Source organism: Serratia sp. SM04 (genome assembly GCF_040280225.1).
GTDB classification, from domain to species: Bacteria; Pseudomonadota; Gammaproteobacteria; order Enterobacterales; family Enterobacteriaceae; genus Serratia; species Serratia sarumanii.
Genome location: NZ_JBEOQT010000002.1, coordinates 416483 through 436287 on the forward strand (window position 1 = coordinate 416483; position 19805 = coordinate 436287).

At 60.7% G+C, this 19805-nt stretch carries 20 protein-coding genes; 12 read left to right on the top strand and 8 right to left on the bottom strand.

What is annotated here, in order from left to right; genetic code table 11:
- Positions 1–73 precede the first annotated feature (73 nt).
- Complete coding sequence (amyA, locus tag ABTW55_RS04965; RefSeq protein ID WP_033647018.1) at positions 74–1564, top strand: alpha-amylase; 1491 nt, start codon at positions 74–76, stop codon at positions 1562–1564.
- A gap of 120 nt (positions 1565–1684) precedes the next feature.
- On the top strand, positions 1685–2533 hold the full coding sequence (locus ABTW55_RS04970) for a PA4780 family RIO1-like protein kinase (RefSeq protein WP_033637570.1): 849 nt from the start codon (positions 1685–1687) through the stop codon (positions 2531–2533).
- Between the two features lie 9 nt (positions 2534–2542).
- On the opposite strand, the gene ABTW55_RS04975 is transcribed toward ABTW55_RS04970, so the two are convergent.
- The gene (locus ABTW55_RS04975; protein ID WP_060420028.1) at positions 2543–2761 is read right to left on the bottom strand and encodes a hypothetical protein; all 219 of its coding nucleotides are present in this window, start codon (positions 2759–2761) and stop codon (positions 2543–2545) included.
- A gap of 69 nt (positions 2762–2830) precedes the next feature.
- Here ABTW55_RS04975 and ABTW55_RS04980 point away from each other — a divergent pair, with 69 nt between their 5' ends.
- On the top strand, positions 2831–3658 hold the full coding sequence (locus tag ABTW55_RS04980) for an AraC family transcriptional regulator (protein ID WP_047568720.1): 828 nt from the start codon (positions 2831–2833) through the stop codon (positions 3656–3658).
- On the opposite strand, the gene ABTW55_RS04985 is transcribed toward ABTW55_RS04980, so the two are convergent.
- The 3 genes from ABTW55_RS04985 to lsrG all read right to left on the bottom strand — a co-directional run bounded on the left by ABTW55_RS04985 (position 3634) and on the right by lsrG (position 5594).
- Entirely contained in the window at positions 3634–4224 is a 591-nt protein-coding gene (locus ABTW55_RS04985; RefSeq protein WP_060387815.1) for a LysE family translocator, read from the bottom strand. The genes ABTW55_RS04980 and ABTW55_RS04985 overlap by 25 nt on opposite strands.
- An 83-nt stretch (positions 4225–4307) precedes the next feature.
- Positions 4308–5213 (bottom strand): EamA family transporter, encoded by a 906-nt coding sequence (locus ABTW55_RS04990; protein WP_033647025.1) that lies wholly within the window; start codon positions 5211–5213, stop codon positions 4308–4310.
- A gap of 87 nt (positions 5214–5300) precedes the next feature.
- Positions 5301–5594 (bottom strand): (4S)-4-hydroxy-5-phosphonooxypentane-2,3-dione isomerase, encoded by a 294-nt coding sequence (gene lsrG / locus ABTW55_RS04995; protein ID WP_004939559.1) that lies wholly within the window; start codon positions 5592–5594, stop codon positions 5301–5303.
- 193 nt (positions 5595–5787) lie between these two features.
- On the opposite strand from lsrG, the gene lsrK reads away from it, so the two are divergent.
- The 6 genes from lsrK (at position 5788) to ABTW55_RS05025 (ending at position 11339) form a co-directional block, all read left to right on the top strand.
- Positions 5788–7353, top strand: coding sequence for an autoinducer-2 kinase (gene lsrK / locus ABTW55_RS05000; protein WP_033637567.1), 1566 nt, complete (start codon positions 5788–5790; stop codon positions 7351–7353).
- A gap of 221 nt (positions 7354–7574) precedes the next feature.
- Positions 7575–8759 (top strand): MFS transporter, encoded by a 1185-nt coding sequence (locus ABTW55_RS05005; protein WP_033647027.1) that lies wholly within the window; start codon positions 7575–7577, stop codon positions 8757–8759.
- Positions 8760–8818: 59 nt separating this feature from the next.
- Complete coding sequence (locus tag ABTW55_RS05010) at positions 8819–9712, top strand: LysR family transcriptional regulator (RefSeq protein WP_033637565.1); 894 nt, start codon at positions 8819–8821, stop codon at positions 9710–9712.
- Positions 9713–9791: 79 nt separating this feature from the next.
- On the top strand, positions 9792–10133 hold the full coding sequence (yajD, locus tag ABTW55_RS05015; RefSeq protein WP_016928619.1) for an HNH nuclease YajD: 342 nt from the start codon (positions 9792–9794) through the stop codon (positions 10131–10133).
- A 271-nt stretch (positions 10134–10404) separates the two neighbouring features.
- Entirely contained in the window at positions 10405–11040 is a 636-nt protein-coding gene (locus ABTW55_RS05020) for an AAA family ATPase (RefSeq protein WP_033637564.1), read from the top strand.
- Complete coding sequence (locus ABTW55_RS05025) at positions 11037–11339, top strand: hypothetical protein (RefSeq protein ID WP_033637563.1); 303 nt, start codon at positions 11037–11039, stop codon at positions 11337–11339. The genes ABTW55_RS05020 and ABTW55_RS05025 overlap by 4 nt, the downstream gene beginning before the upstream one ends.
- Before the next feature lie 50 nt (positions 11340–11389).
- Here the strand turns inward: ABTW55_RS05025 and ABTW55_RS05030 are convergent, their stop codons facing one another.
- The gene (locus tag ABTW55_RS05030) at positions 11390–12145 is read right to left on the bottom strand and encodes a CDP-diacylglycerol diphosphatase (protein ID WP_060422246.1); all 756 of its coding nucleotides are present in this window, start codon (positions 12143–12145) and stop codon (positions 11390–11392) included.
- 237 nt (positions 12146–12382) lie between these two features.
- Between ABTW55_RS05030 and ABTW55_RS05035 the strand changes: the two genes are divergently transcribed.
- The 3 genes from ABTW55_RS05035 to ABTW55_RS05045 all read left to right on the top strand — a co-directional run bounded on the left by ABTW55_RS05035 (position 12383) and on the right by ABTW55_RS05045 (position 15941).
- Positions 12383–13183 (top strand): alpha/beta fold hydrolase, encoded by an 801-nt coding sequence (locus ABTW55_RS05035; RefSeq protein WP_077791438.1) that lies wholly within the window; start codon positions 12383–12385, stop codon positions 13181–13183.
- A gap of 290 nt (positions 13184–13473) precedes the next feature.
- Positions 13474–14496 carry a methyltransferase gene (locus ABTW55_RS05040; RefSeq protein WP_060420030.1) on the top strand — a complete coding sequence of 341 codons (1023 nt, stop codon included), beginning with the start codon at positions 13474–13476 and terminating at the stop codon, positions 14494–14496.
- Between the two features lie 74 nt (positions 14497–14570).
- A complete protein-coding gene (locus ABTW55_RS05045; protein ID WP_033653464.1) occupies positions 14571–15941 on the top strand; it encodes a tyrosine phenol-lyase in 1371 nt (456 codons plus the stop codon).
- A gap of 221 nt (positions 15942–16162) precedes the next feature.
- Here the strand turns inward: ABTW55_RS05045 and ABTW55_RS05050 are convergent, their stop codons facing one another.
- The 3 genes from ABTW55_RS05050 to bglX form a co-directional block, all read right to left on the bottom strand.
- Entirely contained in the window at positions 16163–16381 is a 219-nt protein-coding gene (locus ABTW55_RS05050; protein WP_144337685.1) for a hypothetical protein, read from the bottom strand.
- 106 nt (positions 16382–16487) lie between these two features.
- Positions 16488–17411 carry a hypothetical protein gene (locus ABTW55_RS05055; protein WP_060420032.1) on the bottom strand — a complete coding sequence of 308 codons (924 nt, stop codon included), beginning with the start codon at positions 17409–17411 and terminating at the stop codon, positions 16488–16490.
- Positions 17412–17482: 71 nt separating this feature from the next.
- Entirely contained in the window at positions 17483–19780 is a 2298-nt protein-coding gene (gene bglX / locus ABTW55_RS05060; protein ID WP_060420035.1) for a beta-glucosidase BglX, read from the bottom strand.
- Positions 19781–19805 lie beyond the last annotated feature (25 nt).

The window sequence follows — 19805 nt, forward strand, 5'->3', positions numbered from 1 at the left end:
CCCTTTTGCCAAAAGTAGCCCATGCTTTAACGGCAACTGCTCCTCTCCTTCTGGCTAACCGGGACGCTGGCTCATGACGAAAAAAACCACCCTGCTGCAATTCTTCCACTGGTACTACCCCGACGGCGGCAAACTGTGGCAGGAGGCCGCCGAGCGCGCGCCGCACCTCGCCGAACTGGGCATCACCGATCTGTGGCTGCCGCCCGCCTGCAAGGGCGCTTCCGGCGGCTACTCCGTCGGCTACGATACTTACGATCTGTTCGATCTCGGCGAGTTTGACCAGAAAGGCAGCGTGGCCACCAAATACGGCGACAAGGCGGCGCTCGAACACGCCGCCAATACGCTGCGCGAACACGGCGTGGGGGTGCTCTACGACGTGGTGTTCAACCACAAGCTCGGCGCGGACGAGAAAGAACAGGTACACGTGTTCAAGGTGGACGCCAACAACCGCAACGACATCGACGACCAGGGCTTCGACGCGCTGGCCTACACCCGCTTCACCTTTCCCGGCCGCCAGGGCGTGCATTCCGAGTTTATCTGGGATTACAAATGCTTCAGCGGCGTCGACTACGTTGAGCAGCCGGACGACAAAGGGGTGTTCAAAATCGCCAACGACTATGGCGACGACGGCTGGAACGATCAGGTCGACGACGAAAAGGGCAACTACGACTATCTGATGGGCGCCGACGTGGAGTTCCGCAATACCGCCGTGACGGAGGAGCTCAAATACTGGGCGCGCTGGCTGTTGGAAAGCCTGCCGTGCGACGGCTTCCGCCTGGACGCCGCCAAACACATTCCCGCCTGGTTCTTCAAAGAGTGGGCGGATCACGTGCGCGACAGCGCGCAGCGCGACCTGCTGATCGTTGCCGAATACTGGTCGCACGATCTGAGCGCGCTGCAACAATACATCGAGTTGGTGGACGGCAAGGTGATGCTGTTCGACGTGGCGCTGCACCTGAAGTTTCATCAGGCGTCGAAACAGGGCGACGGCTTCGACATGGCGCAAATCTTCACCGATACCCTGACCGCCGCCGATCCGGCCCACGCGGTGACGCTGGTCGCCAACCACGACACCCAGCCGCTGCAGTCGCTGGAAGCGCCGGTGGAACCCTGGTTCAAACCGCTGGCCTACGCGCTGATCCTGCTGCGCGAACAGGGCGTGCCCTGCGTGTTTTATCCCGACCTGTATGGCGCCAGCTACCGTGACAAGGGGCGCGACGGCGGCGAGTACCAGATTGATATGCCGGCGATCCCGGAGCTGGAGAAGCTGATCGCCGCCCGCCAGCGTTTCGCCAACGGCCCGCAAACCGACTACTTCGACGACAGCCACTGCGTGGCCTTCAGCCGCGCCGGCACCGCCGAGGCCCCCGGCTGCGTGGTGGTGCTGACCAACGGCGGCGAAAGCGGCAAAACCGTCGCGCTGGGAGCCGATCTGGCGCACACCGCCTGGCGCGATTTCCTCGGCAACCGTCAGGAGGAAATCACCACCGACGACCAGGGCAGCGCCCATTTCCCGGTCAACGCCGGCAGCGTCAGCGTCTGGGTGCCGGCCGCCAGCCTGTGAGCGCCCGCCGCCGCGCAATGATGCAGCGGCGGCAAAACTAATGTTTGCCTTTCGGGTCTAACTTACGCTATCAACTGCGCAAGCCATTCACACCGGAGCCTAAATAGGGTACAAGGCTGCATGAAAATTCCAAAACGACTCCAGCCGCTGGTTGATGACGGATTAATCGACGACGTCATCCGCCGGTTGAAAAGCGGCAAAGAAGCCGACGTGTTTATCGTGCGCTGCGGCGATGAGATCCGCTGCGCCAAAGTGTACAAAGAGGCCGAGAAGCGCAACTTCAAGCAGGCCGTTCACTATCAGGAAGGGCGCAAGGTGCGCAACAGCCGCGACGCGCGCGCCATGAGCAAAGGCTCCAAATTCGGCCGCCAGCAGCAGGAAGAAGCCTGGCAAAACACCGAAGTGGACGCGCTGTATCTGCTGGCCAAGGCCGGGGTGCGGGTGCCGCAGCCGGATATCTGCCTGGACGGCGTGCTGCTGATGGAGCTGATCACCGACGAAGAAGGCCTGGTGGCGCCGCGCCTGAGCGATGTCATCCTGACGCCGGAACAGGCGCGCGCCGATCACGCCCTAATGATGAACTACGCGGTGCGCATGCTGTGCGCCGGCCTGGTCCACGGCGACCTGTCGGAATTCAACGTGCTGATGGATAAAGACGGGCCGGTGATCATCGATCTGCCGCAGGTGGTGGACGCCGCCGCCAACAACCACGCCAAAAGCATGTTCGAGCGCGATATCGGCAATCTGGCGGAGTATTACGGCCAGTTCGCGCCGGAGCTGCGCGATAGCCAATACGCCAAAGAGATTTGGGCGCTGTATCAGGAAGGCAACCTGACGCCGGACAGCGTCCTCAGCGGCCGGTTCAGCGAAACCCTGAAACGCGCCGACGTCGGCTCGGTGCTGGAAGAGATCCAGGCCGCCGGCGAGGAACATCAACGCCGCATGATGGCGCGCAACGCGGAAGAGTAACGCGCCGCGCTATTCGACGCGAAACACCTCCGGCCGCTGCAGCGTCGCCGCCTCGTGATAAATATCCCCCAGATAGCCGGCGATCTCCTCTTCGCGCAGGTCGGCCGGCAGCACGATATCGCAGCTGGGAGCATATTTGCGCTCCGGCAGCGTCACGCGGAACAGCCGCCATTCGTCCCCGATGCGCTTCACGCCCAGCAGACGGCCGAATACGTTAAAAATCATCATCCGCCATTCCCCCGCTCGTCGCTTTCAGGCTATAACACTGTGATGCCGCCGCAGTGAAAAGGAAAGCGTATGAGTGAAAAAACGCCGCAGTTCTGGCGCGATCCGCAGTTGCCGTTCGTCGAAGCCCGCGCCATCGCGGATGGCCGCCAGGTGTGCTACAGCCTGCACAGCCACGAATTCTTTTCCATCGGCGCCATCACCGGCGGCGTCAGCACCTATGTCAACGGCGAGCGGCGCATGCAGGTCAGCGCCGGCGATTTGGTTGTCATCAACCCGCAGCAGGCGCATGCCTGCAACCCCATCGCCGATCGGCGTTGGTCGTACATCATGTTCTATCTCGATCTCGCCTGGCTCGGCGCGCTGCAGCAGGAGCTGCTCGGCGGCGACGGCGACCGTTTTGTTCCGTTCAGCCAGCCGCTGAGCCGCGATCCGGCGCTGTTCCACGGCCTGAACCGGCTTTATGCGCTGCTGACGGATCCGCTGTGCAGCGCGCTGGAAAAACAGATCGCCATGGTGGAGTATTTCAGCGCCCTGCAGCTCGGGCTGGGCGATGCCCGCCAACCGGAGACACCGCCGCATACCCGACTGGAAGCGGCGGCGGCGTTTATCGACGCGCACTGCACCCGGCCGCTGACGCTGGACGACATTTGCCGCGCCGCCGCGCTGTCCCCTTCTTACCTGATCCGCGCCTTCCGCCAGCGTTACGGCATGACGCCGCACGCCTATCTGGTTAACCGCCGCGTGCAGCACGGCCATCGGCTGTTGAAAAGCGGCCTGCCGATCGCCGCGGCCGCCAGCGAAAGCGGCTTTGCCGATCAGGCGCACTTCCAGCGCACCTTCAAGCAGCTGCTGGCCGCCACGCCGGGGCAGTATCAAAAACCCTCCGCCAGCAGATAGCAGGCGCTGGCTGCCAACAGCAGCGCCATTACGCGGTTGAAACGCCGCACGTTGCGCGCCTGCCTGAGCAGGCCGCGCAGCATCGCGCCGACATAGGCCCAGCAGGCCACCGAGGCATAGCAAATCACGAAGTAGAGCCCGGCGAACTGCCACAGCAGCCGGATGTCGCCGTCGCCGACAAAGGCGCCGAGGCTGGCCACCGACGCCAGCCACGCCTTGGGGTTCAGCCATTGCATCAGCGCGCCGTAGCGGCAGGAAGGCGCCCGCGCCGCGCCACTGCCCAACCTGCCGTCGTCAAACGCCAACCGATAGGCCATAAACAGCAGAAAAGCCACGCCGGCCCACTGAATCAAGCGGGTCAGCGCCGGCCACAGGATCAGCAGCTGGTGCATGCCCAATCCCAGCAGCACCAGCAACAGGGTAAACCCCAGCGTGGCGCCGAACACGTGGCGCTGGGCCGCGCCAAAGCCGAATTGCGCCCCGGCGCTCAATGCGACGATGTTGACCGGGCCGGGGGTGATGGAGGCCGCCAGCGCAAACGCGGCCATGGAAAAGTAGATATTCATGATGGTCACCTGAGAAAGTATTCACAGGCGCCAGAATGCCGACCGCCGTCGACAAGGTATTGAACAGAATTGCCCTGTTCGGTTTAACGCGCGATCGCCGCCCGGCGGCGCGGCAGCCCGAAGGTGTTGACCGCCATGCCGCCCAGCACCAGCAATGCGCCGCCGAACTGCGCCGGCGACAGCGCTTCGTCCAGCAGCAGCCAGGCGGCGAACAGCCCGACCAGCGGCACCAGCAGCGTCAGCGGCGCAACGCGCCAGGTTTCATAGCGCCCCAGCAGGCTGCCCCACACCGAATAACCGAACAGCGTGGCGGCAAACGCCAGGTAGGCAACCGCCAGCCAGGTGCCGACCTGCACATGGCCCAGGCTGCTCAGCACCGCCTGCGGGCCGTCGAACAGCCAGCTGCAGGCCAGGAACGGCACGACCGGGATCGGCGCGCTCCACACCACCAGCGACAAAATGTTGCGCTGCGGGAAACCGGCCAGGATCTTCTTGTTGGTCAGGTTGCCCAGCGCCCAGGAAAACGCCGCCGCCAGCGTCAGCAGCAGGCCCGCCAGGGGGACCGCGCCGCTGCCCGGCTTATGCAGGCTGGCCTGCGCCAGCACCAGCATGCCGCCGCTGGCGATAGCGATGCCGACGAAATGGTTGACGCGCAGCTTTTCGCCCATCAGCACGACACCCAACAGCAGGGTGAAGAACACCTGCGCCTGCAGCACCAGCGAAGCCAGCCCCGCCGGCATGCCCACCTTGATGGCGACAAACAGGAAGGCAAACTGCGCGAAGCTCATGGTCATGCCGTACAGCAGCAGCCATTTCCACGGGATCGTCGGGCGCGGGATAAAGAAGATCGCCGGCAACGCCACCAGCAAAAAACGCATCCCGGCCAGCAGAAACGGCGGCATGCCCTGTAAACCGAACTTGATCACGACGAAATTCACGCCCCAGATCACCACCACCAACAGCGCCAACAGCCGATCGCGCAATGTCATCCTCGCCCCGCTTATCCCATTGAAAATTCGCTTTAGCTTGCAGGTTACAACCAAACCGGGCGTATGGACACCGGCAAACGCCGGCGATTATTCCGGCATCAGGCCGATAAAGGTGGTCTTCTTGCGCGGGCCGGTCATCAGCGCTTCCAGCTTCTCCACGCACTGCAGGTAGTGCGGGGTCTGCTTGTGCGCCGCCACCGCCTGCTCGTCGCGATAGGCTTCGTAGATGTAAAACCGCGTCGGAATCTGTTCGTCCTGCAGCACGTCGAAGCGCAGGTTGCCCGGCTCTTCGATTGCACCCAGGTGATTGGCGCGGAAAACATCGATAAATTCGTCTATTTTGTCTTGTTTAACGTTGATCTCAACCAATGTGACGTGCATGACAGCTCCTTGTTTGAACGGCGCGCCGTAGCATGGCGCTTTCCAACCATAGGTTTATTCCCGTCGATTGCCCTGCCGCAACGGCAATTTTGCCGCCTGGCTCACAAATCGCACCGGCGACGCCCACTCCTCCCCCGGCGGGGTATGGCGGCGGCATCTATAGTTAACACTCCTCCCCCTGAGAGCATAGGCTATGGATAACTACTTGATGGCGCTGGACGCAGGAACGGGCAGTATTCGCGCGGTGATCTTCGATCTGGCGGGCAATCAGATCGCGCACGGCCAGGCGGAGTGGCAACACCTGGCGGTGCCGGGCGTGCCCGGCTCGATGGAGTTTGACCTCAGCCGCAACTGGCAGCTGGCCTGCCAGTGCATTCGCCAGGCCTTGCAGCGCGCCGGGCTGACGGCGCAGGCGATACGCGCGGTGGCCTGCTGCTCGATGCGTGAAGGCATCGTTCTGTACGACCGCAACGGCGTGCCGATCTGGGCCTGCGCCAACGTCGACGCGCGCGCCAGCCACGAAGTCAGCGAGCTGAAAGAGTTGCATAACCACGGCTTCGAACGCGAGGTGTATCAATACTCCGGCCAGACGCTGGCGCTGAGTGCCATGCCGCGTCTGCTGTGGCTGGCGCACCATCGGCCGGACATCTACCGCCAGGCGGCGACGCTGACCATGATCAGCGACTGGCTGGCCAACATGCTCAGCGGCGAGCTGGCGGTCGATCCTTCCAACGCCGGCACCACCGGCATGCTGGATCTGACCAGCCGCGACTGGCGGCCGGCGCTGCTCGACATGGCCGGGCTGCGCGCCGATATTCTGTCGCCGGTGAAAGAGACCGGCAGCGTGCTGGGGCGCGTCACCGAACAGGCGGCGCAGGAGAGCGGGCTGCTGCGCGGCACCCCGGTGGTGATGGGCGGCGGCGACGTGCAGCTCGGCAGCCTGGGGCTTGGCATCGTGCGCGCCGGGCAGACGGCGGTGCTCGGCGGCACCTTCTGGCAGCAGATCGTCAACCTGCCGGAGCCGGCCATCGATCCGGAGATGAACATCCGCATCAATCCCCACGTCATTCCCGGCATGGCGCAGGCGGAATCCATCAGCTTCTTTACCGGCCTGACCATGCGCTGGTTCCGCGACGCCTTCTGCGCGGAGGAAAAATTGCTGGCGGAGCGGCTGGGGGTCGATGCCTACAGCCTGCTGGAAGAGATGGCGGCCAGGGTACCGCCGGGCGCCTACGGCGTGATGCCGATTTTCTCCGACGCCATGCATTTCAAAACCTGGTATCACGCGGCGCCGTCGTTCATCAATATGTCGATCGACCCGGAGCGCTGCAATAAACAGACGCTGTTCCGCGCGCTGGAGGAGAACGCCGCCATCGTCTCCGCCTGCAACCTGGAGCAGATCGCCGCCTTCTCCGGCGTGCAGGCGCGCTCGCTGGTGTTCGCCGGCGGCGGCGCCAAGGGCAAGCTGTGGAGCCAGATCCTCAGCGACGTCACCGGGTTGACGGTGCGGGTGCCGGTGGTGAAAGAAGCCACCGCGCTGGGCTGCGCGATCGCCGCCGGCGTCGGCGCCGGGCTGTTCGAGTCGCTGGCCGAAACCGGCGAACGCCTGGTGCGCTGGGAGCGCGAGCATCAACCCGACATGACCCACCATGCGCTGTATCAGGAACAGAAAGAAACCTGGCGGCAGGTCTACGCCGATCAGCTGACGCTGGTGGATAACGGCCTGACCACCTCGCTGTGGAAAGCGCCGGGGCTTTAAACGCAAGCGGCATTCGGTCATAACCTTATGCCGTTTTATTCCTTTCCCCCGCAGCGCGGCGCAAGCCGCGTTTTCACTCGCCGCCGGCGATTGTTTCCCCTCAGAAACAGTGTAACCACCGCAAACGGATTTATCCGCGGCTTCGGCCTGCCGTAGATTGTGACTTCGGTCACACCGCGCCCCGAGCGCGGCCTGCGCATTCACCCAAGACGAGCGGCATTATGCTGAATAATAAAGATAAACCTGCATCATCCCCGTGGCCGGCGATCTTCTCGCTGACGGTCGCCTGTTTTGTCATGGTCACCACCGAGTTTCTGCCGATCGGCCTGCTGACCAACATCGCCCCTTCGCTCGGCGTCAGCACCGGCACCGCCGGGCTGATGGTCACCATGCCCGGCATCGTGGCGGCGGTGGCCGCACCCGTGTTGAGCCTGGCTTCCGGCCGGCTGGACAGACGCCTGCTAATGCTGGGACTGTCGTTACTGCTGATGGTGTCCAACCTGGTGGCGGCGCTGGCCGTCAACTTCCCGATGATGCTGTTGGGCCGCGTGCTGCTGGGCGTCTGCGTCGGCGGCTTCTGGTCGTTCGCCGCCAACTACGGCCGCCATCTGGTGCCGGAAGCCAGCCAGGGCCGCGCCACCGCGCTGATCCTCAGCGGCATCTCGGTCGGCGCGGTGTGCGGCGTGCCGGCGGGGGCGCTGATCGGCGATCTGTTCGGCTGGCGCGCCGCCTTCTTCGGCGGTGCGGCTCTGGCGGTCGGCGTACTGTTGGCGCAGCTGCGTTTACTCACGTCGGTACCGCCTTCCCGGCCGGTTACGCCGCGCGATCTGGTGCTGCCGCTGCGCCTGCCGATGGCGCGCATCGGCCTGATTGCCATCGTGCTGCTGTTCATCGGCCACTTCGCCGCCTATACCTATCTGCGCCCTCTGCTGCAACAGGTGTTCGTGCTCAGCCCATCGGCGATCTCGCTGCAGCTGCTGGCCTATGGCGCCATCGGCCTGCTGGGCACCTTCCTCGGCGAGCGTCTGGGGGAGTACAGCCTGCGCGCCACCTTTATCCTGATCGCCGCCATGCTGGCGGGTATTCTGATCGTTTCGCCGCTGCTCAGCGGCCTCGCCGGCGCCACGCTGATGGTGTTGGTCTGGGGGTTGGCGTTCGGCGCCGTGCCGGTATGCGCCACCAACTGGATGTTCGCCGCGGTGCCGCAGGCGCCGGAAGCCGGCCAGGCGCTGCTGGTGTGCGTCATCCAGATCGCGCTGGCCTCCGGCGCACTGCTGGGCGGCGAGGTGGTGGACTGGCAGGGCGTCAGCAGCGCCATGCTGTTCGGCGGCGCGCTGATCCTCTCCGCCACGCTGGTGTTCGGCCTCAGCTTGCGCTCCGGCGCAATTGGCGCTAAACAGTGTTAATCATTATCTATCTGCAGAAACATGCCCCGGCCACTGCCGGGGCATGACGTTGGGAACCTATGGACCATCATTTGCTCGCTATCCGGGTATTTAACCGCGTGGTGGAAACCGGCGGTTTTACCCGCGCCGCCGATTCGCTGGGCATGCCGAAAGCGACGGTCACCAAGCTGATCCAGAATCTGGAGGATCACCTGCAGACCAAGCTGTTCCAGCGCACCACCCGCAGCGTGTCGGTCACCCGCGAAGGCGAATGCTATTACCAGAATACGGTGAAATGGCTGGCGGATTTGGAGCAGATGGAGGGCTGTCTGACCGAGTCACAGAATTCTCCGCAGGGCGTGCTGCGCATCGATACCGGCAGCGGCACCGCCCGCCAGCTGCTGTTGCCGGCGCTGCCCGGCTTTTTGGAACGCTACCCGCAAATCCAGATCGATCTCAGCATCGGCGATCGCGTTATCGATCTGATCAGCGACAGCGCGGACTGCGTGATTCGCAGCGGCCCGTTGGCCGACTCCAGCCTGATCGCCCGGCGTCTGTTCGATCTGGACTGGGTCAGCTGCGCCACCCCGGCTTATCTGGCGCGCCACGGCGCCCCACGCCACCCGTGCGATCTGGAACAGGGTTTTCCGATGGTGCACTACCGCCATCCGGTCAACGACCGCATCCATCCGCAACGCTATGTCGAACGCGGCAAAGAGATCGCCATTCAACAGCGCTACCCGGTCAGCATTAACGAAGGCAACGCGCTGCTGGCGGCGAGCCTGGCCGGATTGGGCATCATCCAGATCTATCGGTTTATGGCGCAGCCGCACCTCGAGCGCGGCGAGCTGGTCAGCCTGCTGCACGACTGGCAGCCGCCGCCGGAGCAGATGTACGTGGTGTACCCGTCCAATCGCCACCTCAGCGGCAAGCTGCGGGCGTTTATCGACTGGGCGGTGGAGACATTTCGCTAGCGACAGGATGAGCCGCACGTTGTCGCCGCACGCAGTGTGGTATTATTTGCCGCATAGTGATTCACGACGGACGACCACCATGGCCTATATCCCCAAAAACTATGCGAAGCTGGAAACCGGCTATCGCGAAAAAGCGCTGAAACTGTTCCCCTGGGTATGCGGGCGCTGCTCGCGCGAGTTCGTTTATTCCAACCTGCGCGAACTGACGGTGCACCACATCGATCACGATCACAGCAACAACCCCGAAGACGGCAGCAATTGGGAAATGCTGTGCCTGTACTGCCACGACCACGAGCACTCGAAATACACCGAGGCCGATCAATACGGTTCGACGGTGGTGGCCGGTGAAGACGCGCAGAAAGATGTCGGCGTCGCCACCCATAACCCGTTCGCCAACCTGAAGGCGATGATGAAGAAGTAACGCCACCGACAGCTTAATGAGCCACTAACTTATTAAGCTGTTAAATTAACAACTCCCTCTTCCGTTCCGCCACTTCCCAGAGAATTCCTACTTACCCATCCGGGCCATCCAGCGCAAAATAAGCTGCGCAGTTAACGACATACTGGCTTGGCAAGCCGCCGCAGTTGGTGCATATTGTTCGCGAGTTGTTCTTGTTAACCTGTTTGATTATCAACCTAATAAGCACATTAACTTAATAAGTTATCAGCTTAATAACTTGAGAGATGGCAGCATGATTGTTCTGATTGGCTCGCAAAAAGGCGGCGTCGGCAAATCGACGAAAGCGGTGAATATCGCCGGGTATCTGATTCTTAAGCAAGGCAAGACGGCGATCATCGTCGATGCCGACGACCAGAAATCGATCATGACCTGGTACAACGACCGTCAGAACGTCGAGGGGCTGCCGCACATTCCGGTGGTGGCCGCGTCGGGCAAAATCAAGGAAACGCTGTTGGAACTGGATCGCCATTACGACTACGTAATCGTCGACACCGCCGGCCGCGACAGCGCCGAACTGCGCTCCGGGCTGCTGGCCGCCGATCTGTTCCTCTCGCCGCTGCGCCCTTCGCAGATGGATCTCGACACCATCGGCTATCTGTCGGAGATGTTCTCCACCGCGCAGGAATACAACGAGAAGGTCAAAGGCTACATCGTGCTGAACATGTGCCCGACCAACATCTTCATCAATGAAGCCAACGAAGCGGCGCAGGTGCTGAGCGAATATCCGGAGTTCACCCTGGTGAGCCACCGCCTGTGCGACCGCAAGATTTACCGTGACGCCTGGGGCGAAGCCATCACCGTGCATGAGGCGAACAACGAAAAGGCGCAGAGCGAAATTGAATGCCTGGTGAAAGAGGTGATCCTGTGAAGAAGCGCACCCCCACCCACCGCATGTCGGAAGACGAATTCATCAACAGCGCCACCTCGCACACGCTGCCGGTCGCGGCGCCCGCGCCGGAAGCCAAACCGGCCGGCCGCAAGCGCACCTATAAGGCGATTTCCGTCAGCCTGACGGACAGCCACATTGAAGCCATCGATGAAGTGATCGTGCAGGCGGCGCGCAGCGGCATCGTGCGCATTACCCGCTCCGACATCATCAAGCTGGCCATCGACGGGCTGGCGGAGAAAAGCGAAGCGCAGCTGCTGGCGCTGCTGAAGAAGCTCTGAGCGCGCGGCAGCCGGCGGCTAACGCAGCAGCCGGCGGGTTGTCATCACCTTCAGTTCCCCGCCACCGCGCAGTGGTAGTCCTGAATTTCGCCGGCCGAGCCCAGGTTCAGATCGGTCAACTTCAAACGGTTAGCCAACAGCAGCATCTCACCCTGCGGGCTGACCGCCAGCGCCAGGCCATAATTGCCGATGCTGTCGCCCTGCTCGACCACATAGTTGTGCAGCAAACGGAAAGGATCTTCCTGGGTTAAATCGGTGCCCGCCAATTTTCTGGCCAGATATTGGTGGCCGACCAATTTCACCGCCAGCGGGCGCCACTGCTGATCTAATTGCTCCGCCTGTTGCCCCAGCGCGTTATAGACATCCTGACGCAGGCAGGCAACGTGAATATGCAGCTGATCCTGAGAACGGCCATATTTCGAATTGACCGCCAGCGAAAGCCACGCATCTTTTAACGGTTTGCCCAGCTCGCCGGATATATGTTCGCGGTTATTCCAGGCCTGGGCGAAATAAGGCGGCGCGTGATCCGTCTGCAATGCCGGGCTCTCGATGCCGCTGACCTTTTCGGTTGGCATCACCAGATCGTGATAGGGGCCTTTGCTGTCCTTAAACAGCACATAACCCTGTGTTAAATCAACCTTTAAGCAGGGCGCCGGATCGTCGTTCTGCTGCTGATTGGGCACGCACTGTTGGCTGACGATTTGCCACAGCGCATTCGGATTGCCGCGCCCAAAGAACCACCACAGCACCGCCGCCAGCAGTAAAATGGCAAGCAAAATAATTAATAGTCTGAAAAGTTTTTTCATCATGACTCCCTGTTTAGCTATTCCATCTTGAAAGGAGCGCCAGCATAAACCAAGGCGCTTATCGTCACCAGAATATTATCATTAGCATTACCTTTCATTGACGTCTTGTTATCAAGGGAAATTAAAAATAAGGATTTGCCTGAGTAATTTAAGGTAAATTAATACCGCAGTTCGAATATGAGTGTGATATAAGCAGCCGGACTCTCTTTATATTAAGGAACCGATAAGATGCCAACGATGGGCAACTCCCTGCATTATCTCGACGTGGGCTCAGGCTTTCCGTTGCTGCTGGGCCACAGCTATCTGTTCGATCTGAACATGTGGGCGCCGCAGTTTGAAGCGCTGGCGAAACGCTACCGCCTGATCGTGCCGGATCTCTGGGGCCACGGCGACTCACCGGCGCTGCCGACCGGGCGAAACAGCCTGTCGGATATCGCCGCCGATCATTTGGCGCTGATGGATCGCTTGGATATTGAAGAGTTCGGCATCGTCGGCCTGTCCGTCGGCGGCATGTGGGGCGCCGAACTGGCGGCGCTGGCGCCGGAACGGGTCAAGGTGCTGGCGCTGATGGACAGCTACCTGGGCGACGAAACGCCGGAGGCGCGGCAGCGTTATATGGGCATGCTGGCCGCCGTGGAGCAAGCCGGCGCCATCACTTCGCCGCTGCTGGAACATGTCGCGTCGCTGTTTTATTCCGATGACGTCCCCGACGCCTTATTGCAATCGCTGTTGTGTCAGCTCCAGAGCCTGCCCGCCGATCGCCTGCGCGAGAGCATCGTACCGCTGGGCCGGATGATCTTCGGTCGCCCCGACAAGCTGGCGCTGCTGGAAAACATCACCGCCGCCAGCATCGTCATCACCGGCGCCCAGGATAAGCCGCGCCCGCCGGCGGAAGGCCAGCGCATGGCGGATCTTCTCGGCTGTCAACATGTGCTGATCCCCAACGCCGGGCATATCAGCAACAAGGAAAACCCGACGGCGGTCAACGAAACCCTACTGGCGTTTCTGGCTGAAAACACCACCCCGCTGTTCTGGTAACATTCTCCGGGCCGCCAGGCCCGGCCATGCATGCCGCCGGCGTCGTCCGCAACGGCGCGCATCCATCCGTATTGACCAGGCAAACGGCGAAATAATGGATTGGGCGCCCTAAAATAAAATCAGGCCTAAAATAATTATTTTTAATCTCATAATTAATTAGCCATATCATTTTAAATAACAACCAATCAATCCCATTTAAAAATACAAAAAAATAAAGGCGATACTTTGCGAAAAATGAATTGATGACATAACCTTTCTAAACCCTATAACTCCACTCCCCGGAGATTAACATGCGTTTAGCGGTAATTCCTCCTCGTTGTCATGACAGAAACATTCTTGATATCACCATGAATTTATATACTTATCCAACCATCATTATCGCGCACCGCCTGGGCGTATTTGAATTCATGTCTAAATCGCCAAGAAATATTAACGATATCAGTACAGAACTGCAGATTAAAAAGCGGCCGGCGGAAGCGATCATGGCCACGCTGCGCGCGTTGAATCTGGTCGAACTGAATGCGGGCCTCTTTAGGCTCACGTCGGAGGCACAAGAGTTTTTATTAAAGGGCAGCCCAAATTACTTCGGTTACTTTTGGGACATGATGTATGAAAACAGTGAAAACTTCTCGCTAAAAAATCTGGAATCAGCCATCAGGAAGGATACGGCCCAAGTTTATCGCGAACGCGCTCTTTTCGATACGCATGCTCATGATACCGAGAAAGCGCGCAAATTCACCCACGCCATGCATAGCCTGAGCATGGGCTCGGCCAGCGTTTGGCCCACCGCGCTCTCTTTGGCATCACACCGCAAGGCGCTCGATATCGGCGGAGCATCAGGCGCGCACGCCATCGGCATGGCTGCGCATTGGCCCAATCTCCAGTGCACCATTTTCGATTTACCGGAGGTTTGCCCCCTTTCGGCCGATTATATACGGCAATATGGTTTTGATAATCGCATCGGCACCTATTGCGGCAATATGTGGCAAGATGATTACCCCGCTGCGGATCTTCATTTCTACTCCAATATATTCCACGACTGGCCGACGGAAAAAAACCGTTTTCTGGCACAAAAAAGCTATGCGTCATTATCGAAAGGCGGAAGGATCGTTATTCATGAAATACTGTATGACGACACAGCTCCGGGGCCACTTGCCGCTGCTGCCTACAGTTTGATGATGCTAGGCTGGACGGAGGGGCAACAATACTCCGGCAAAGAAATTGGCTCTCTGTTATCTGAAGCGGGATTCGAAAACATTGAAGTATTTCCCGCCCTTGGTTATTTCAGCATCGTCACCGCAATAAAAAAATAAACTTTATTTTTGAACGGCAAGGCGCATCACGTCCGTAAATTACCCATCAACTTGATTGTCATAAGGTGAAAACGATGTCTTATCCAGCCGAACCTTTTCGTATAAAAAGCGTTGAAACGGTAACACTGCTCTCCCGGGAAGAAAGAATAAAAAAAATAGAGGAGGCGGGTTACAACACTTTCCTGCTGAATTCGCGGGATGTGTATATCGATTTGCTGACCGACAGCGGCACCAATGCCATGAGCGATAAACAGTGGGCGGGCATCATGTCGGGAGATGAAGCCTATGCCGGCAGCGAAAACTTTTTCCACCTTGAACGTACCGTTCGCGAGTTGTTTGGCTTCAAATATCTGGTGCCGACCCATCAGGGGCGCGGCGCGGAAAATTTGCTCTCTCAGGTCGCGATAAAACCGGGCCAATTCGTCGCCGGCAACATGTATTTCACCACCACCCGCTATCATCAGGAAAAAAACGGCGCCACCTTTGTTGACGTCATCAGAGACGAAGCCCATGACGCCGGCGCGATTCTGCCGTTTAAAGGCGATGTCGATCTGCGCAAACTGGCAGCGCTGATCGCGGAAAAAGGTGCTGAAAACATCGCCTATGTTTGCCTGGCGGTCACCGTCAATATGGCCGGTGGTCAACCGGTATCGATGGGCAACATGCGCGCCGTTAGCGAACTGACCCGTCGACACGGCATTAAACTTTATTACGATGCGACCCGGTGCGTGGAAAACGCCTATTTCATCAAAGAAAGAGAAGAGGGATTCAGGCAGCGGTCGATCGCGGATATCGTTCTGGAAATGTTCAGCTACGCCGACGGCTGTACGATGAGCGGCAAAAAAGACTGTCTGGTGAACATCGGCGGATTTCTTTGCATGAATGACGAAGAAACGTTTAACGCCGTGCGGGAATTGGTCGTGGTGTATGAGGGAATGCCCTCATACGGCGGGCTCGCCGGGCGTGATATGGAGGCGATGGCGATCGGCCTGCGCGAAGCGATGCAATTCGAATACATTGAACATCGTGTTCAGCAAGTACGCTACCTAGGCGACAGGTTGCTCGCGGCCGGCATTCCCATTGTCGAACCCGTGGGCGGGCATGCGGTTTTCCTCGATGCGCGCCGTTTTTGCCCGCATCTTCAACAGGAGCAATTGCCCGCGCAAAGCCTGGCCGCCAGCATCTATATCGCAACCGGCGTGCGCGCCATGGAACGCGGCATCGTTTCGGCCGGGCGCGATGCGAAGACAGGCGACAACCGTCGGCCGAATCTGGAAACCGTGCGCCTGACCATACCGCGTCGCGTATACACCTACGCGCATATGGACAAAGTCGCCGACGGCATTATTGCGCTATATCAGCGCAGAGCAAGCATTCACGGTCTGCAGTTTACTTATGAACCCAAACAGCTCCGATTCTTCACGGCGCGTTTTGCTTACCGCTAACATCCGCGCTCTTGGCGGTTGCTCGAACGCGCTATATGGCTGCCAACATGTGCAGATCCCCCGGGCCGTCAGGCCCGGAGTTTCCTCTCAGTTAAGCCATTTGCGATCGCGAGTAAAAGAAACGGCCAATCACAGATCGTCGTCATCCATCCCTAAACCGGACTGAATTTCTTCGCGCATTGCATCCAACTCGTCTAACTTAACGCTCTGCACGACCCCCATCAAAATATTGATTTCGATAATGCTGATGCGCCCGTCATTTTGGCAATAGCTGTGATAATCGATGATATTGTGCCTGGCACCAGCGCCGCCATCGTCTTCTCAACCAAAGTGTCCAGTTCAACCGGCACCACGCGCAGCATATCCTTCAACGCGGGCCGCAAAATTTTGCCAACCGACGGCAACATTGCCAGAGCGATCACCACCAAAAACACATTCACCAATGCCTGCCGACATCTCACCCGATCGCTGCGTCCTCAGGCTTTCCGCCGCGCAACCGCTGGCCACGAGCGATGACCGCATCGTGACGGCGCAAAAACCCCGGGCTTAGCGGTTCACCGAGCGCGCTATGCGGCTGTAGGTGTGGCGCACGCCGCGAATCGCCACGCTGTAAGCGAAGATGTTTTCCGGCAGCGCCAGCCCCAGATAGCCGGTATCGCCGATATGGTGCAGATCCGCGCCGGCCATTTTGCTCATCAGCGCAATCTGCCGCACGGTCTGCACGTCGGCCCCCTCTTGCGAGGTGCCGATCGCCGTCATTGCCAGCGCGCCCTGCCGCTGGGCATAAGCAATCAGCGCCGCCACTTTCTCCTGCGACATGCCGGGAATGGTGCCGGGCGCCGGCAACAGCACGATGTCCGCGCCGTTCTCCACGAACAGCGCGATGTCCTGCTCGCCGATCAGCTGGCTGCCGCTTTCGCGCACGATACCGGCCCCGTGCATCTTGCCGGTCACCAGCACCATCTCGTCGCCCACCTCATCACGGATCGCTTTCAGCGCGGCGGCGATCGCCTGATTGCTGACGCCGTTGTTCGGGTTGCCGGTCAGCACCAGCATGCGCGCGCCGAGTTGATACAGCTTGCGCGCATTCTCGGCGGTGGCGGCACGCCCCGCCGTCATCTGCCAGAAATCGTTATGTTCGGTGGCGAAGGCCGGATCGACGGCCTCCAGGTTCACCCCGATCACCCGCCCGGTCAGGCGCTGCAACGTGCGCAGCGCCTCCTGTGGCGGCACGTCGGCGGGCAGGCCCGCGATGTGCGGATGGTCGACGTCGAACAGGTTCAGCAGCAGCAGGTCGGCGCCCTGGCTGGCCGCCAGCTCGGCGTTGGTGACGTTATTGAGCAGCGGCTGAGTGACCGCGATGGTTTCGCTGACCAAGATGCGCCCTTCGCTGGCGCGGATGGCGTAGAGCAGGTCGGCTTTGCCGATATCGGCCAGATCGCTGGCGCTGCAGTCCAGATAGCGTTTCATGAGGCAAGCTCCGATGACGTTAGCGGGAATGGACGCCCCTCGCTCAGCGCGGCTGAACGAGGGGGACAGGGTTACTTCAGCGTAAAACTTTGCGCCTGCACGTTGTCGGAGTCCAGGCCGACGAACACGTTGAATTTGCCCGGCTCCGCCCCCCATTTCAGGCTGGCGTTGTAGAACTTCAGATCGTCTTCGCTAATCGGCAGCTCAACCTGCTGCGACTGGCCGGCCTTCAGCGTCACTTTCTTGAAGTTGCGCAGCTCTTTCACCGGCCGGCTGACCGAGGCGGTCACGTCCTGCAGATACAGTTGCACCACCGTGGCGCCGTCGTACTTGCCGGTATTTTTCAGCGTGACGCTGGCGGTTAGCTTGCCGTTGCGCGCCATCGTCGGGCTGGACAATGTCAGATCCGACAGGCTGAAGGTGGTGTAGCTCAGGCCGTAACCGAACGGATACAGCGGGCCGTTGGGCGAATCGAAGTAGCGCGAGGTGTACTTGCCCGGATTCTCCTTGCCGAACGGGCGGCCGGTGTTCAGGTGGTTGTAGTACATCGGGATCTGGCCGACCGAGCGCGGGAAGGTCATCGGCAGCTTGCCCGACGGGTTGTAGTCGCCGAACAGCACGTCCGCCACCGCGTTGCCGCCCTCGGTGCCGCTGTACCAGGTTTCCAGCATCGCGTCCGCCTGTTCGCTCTCCCAGCTCAGCGCCAGCGGCCGGCCGTTCATCAGCACCAGCACCAGCGGCTTGCCGGTGGCTTTCAGCGCGGCGATCAGATCGCGCTGGCTCTGCGGGATCGTGATGTCGGCGCGGCTGGAGGCCTCATGCGCCATGCCCTGCGATTCCCCCACCACCGCCACCACCACGTCGGCCTTGTTCGCCGCCTGTACCGCTTCGTCGATCATCTGCTGCGGCGAACGGGTATCGAACGCCACCGCCGGCTCATACTCGTTCAGGTAGTCGATGATGCCTTTATCCTGCGTGACGTTGGCGCCCTTGGCGTAAAGAATGCGCGCCTTGTCGCCCACCGCCCGCTCCAGCCCTTCACGCAGGGTCACCGACTGCTTGACCACTCCGGCGGCGGACCAACTGCCCATCACGTCGCGCTGGCTGTCGGCCATCGGCCCGACCAGCGCGATGGTCGCCTGCTTGCTCAGCGGCAGCGTCTGCTTATCGTTCTTCAGCAGCACCATCGTTTTGCGTGCCACCACCCGCGCCTCGGCGCGGTGCAGGCGGCTTTCGGCGTTGGTGTCCTGCGGATCGGCACCCGCCGGGCCCAGATGCACATACGGATCGGTGAACAGTCCCATGTCGTACTTGGTGTTCAGCACGTCGCGGCAGGCGCGGTCGATATCGCTTTCAGCCACCAGCCCGTCTTTCACCAGGCCCGGCAGGTATTTGTCGTAGAACTCGTCGCTCATGCTCATGTCGACGCCGGAGGTGATTGCCAGCCGCACCGCGTCGCGCGCGTCGGCGGCCACGCCGTGTTTAATCAGTTCTTTAATTGCGCCGTGGTCGCTGATGGTGATGCCTTTAAAGCCCCACTGGTCGCGCAGCAGATCTTTCAGCAGCCACGGGTTGGCGGTGGCCGGCACGCCGTTGATCGCGTTGAGCGACACCATCACCCCGCCGCTGCCGGCATCCACCGCCGCTTTATAAGGCGGCAGATAGTCCTGATGCATGCGCAGCGGGCTCATGTCGACGGTGTTGTAATCGCGGCCGCCTTCGACGGCGCCGTACAGCGCAAAGTGCTTGACGCTGGCCATCACCGAACCGGGTTTGGCCGGGTCGCCGTTCTGGAAACCGTCGACCATCACCTTGGCGATTTTCGACACCAGCCAGGTGTCTTCGCCGAAGCCTTCGGAGACCCGGCCCCAGCGCGGATCGCGGGTGATATCGACCATCGGCGCGAAGGTCATGTTCAGGCCGTCGTCGCTGGCCTCCTGCGCCGCCACCCGAGCGCTGAGCGCGATGGCTTCCAGATCGAAGCTGGCCGCCAGCCCCAGGCTGATCGGGAACACGGTGCGCTGACCGTGCACCACGTCATAGGCGAAGAACAACGGGATTTTGAGGCGGCTGAGCTGCATCGCCTGATCCTGCATCACCCGGATATCCGGCCGGGTAACGGTATTGAAGATGGCGCCGATCTGCCCTTTGCGGATGCCCTCGCGGATCGCTTCTTTCGGGTTATCCGGCCCGACGCTGATCAGCCGCAGCTGGCCGATCTTCTCTTCCAGCGTCATCTGCTTCATCAAATGGGACACGAAGGCGTCGCGCTGCTGGGCGTGCATGCCCTGCGTTATCGGCGTTTCCTGCGCAAAAGCCGGGCTGAGGGCCAGACCGGACAACATACTCACCACACAAAGCCATTTCATCTTGTTTTATCTCAGGCGTGTTTCC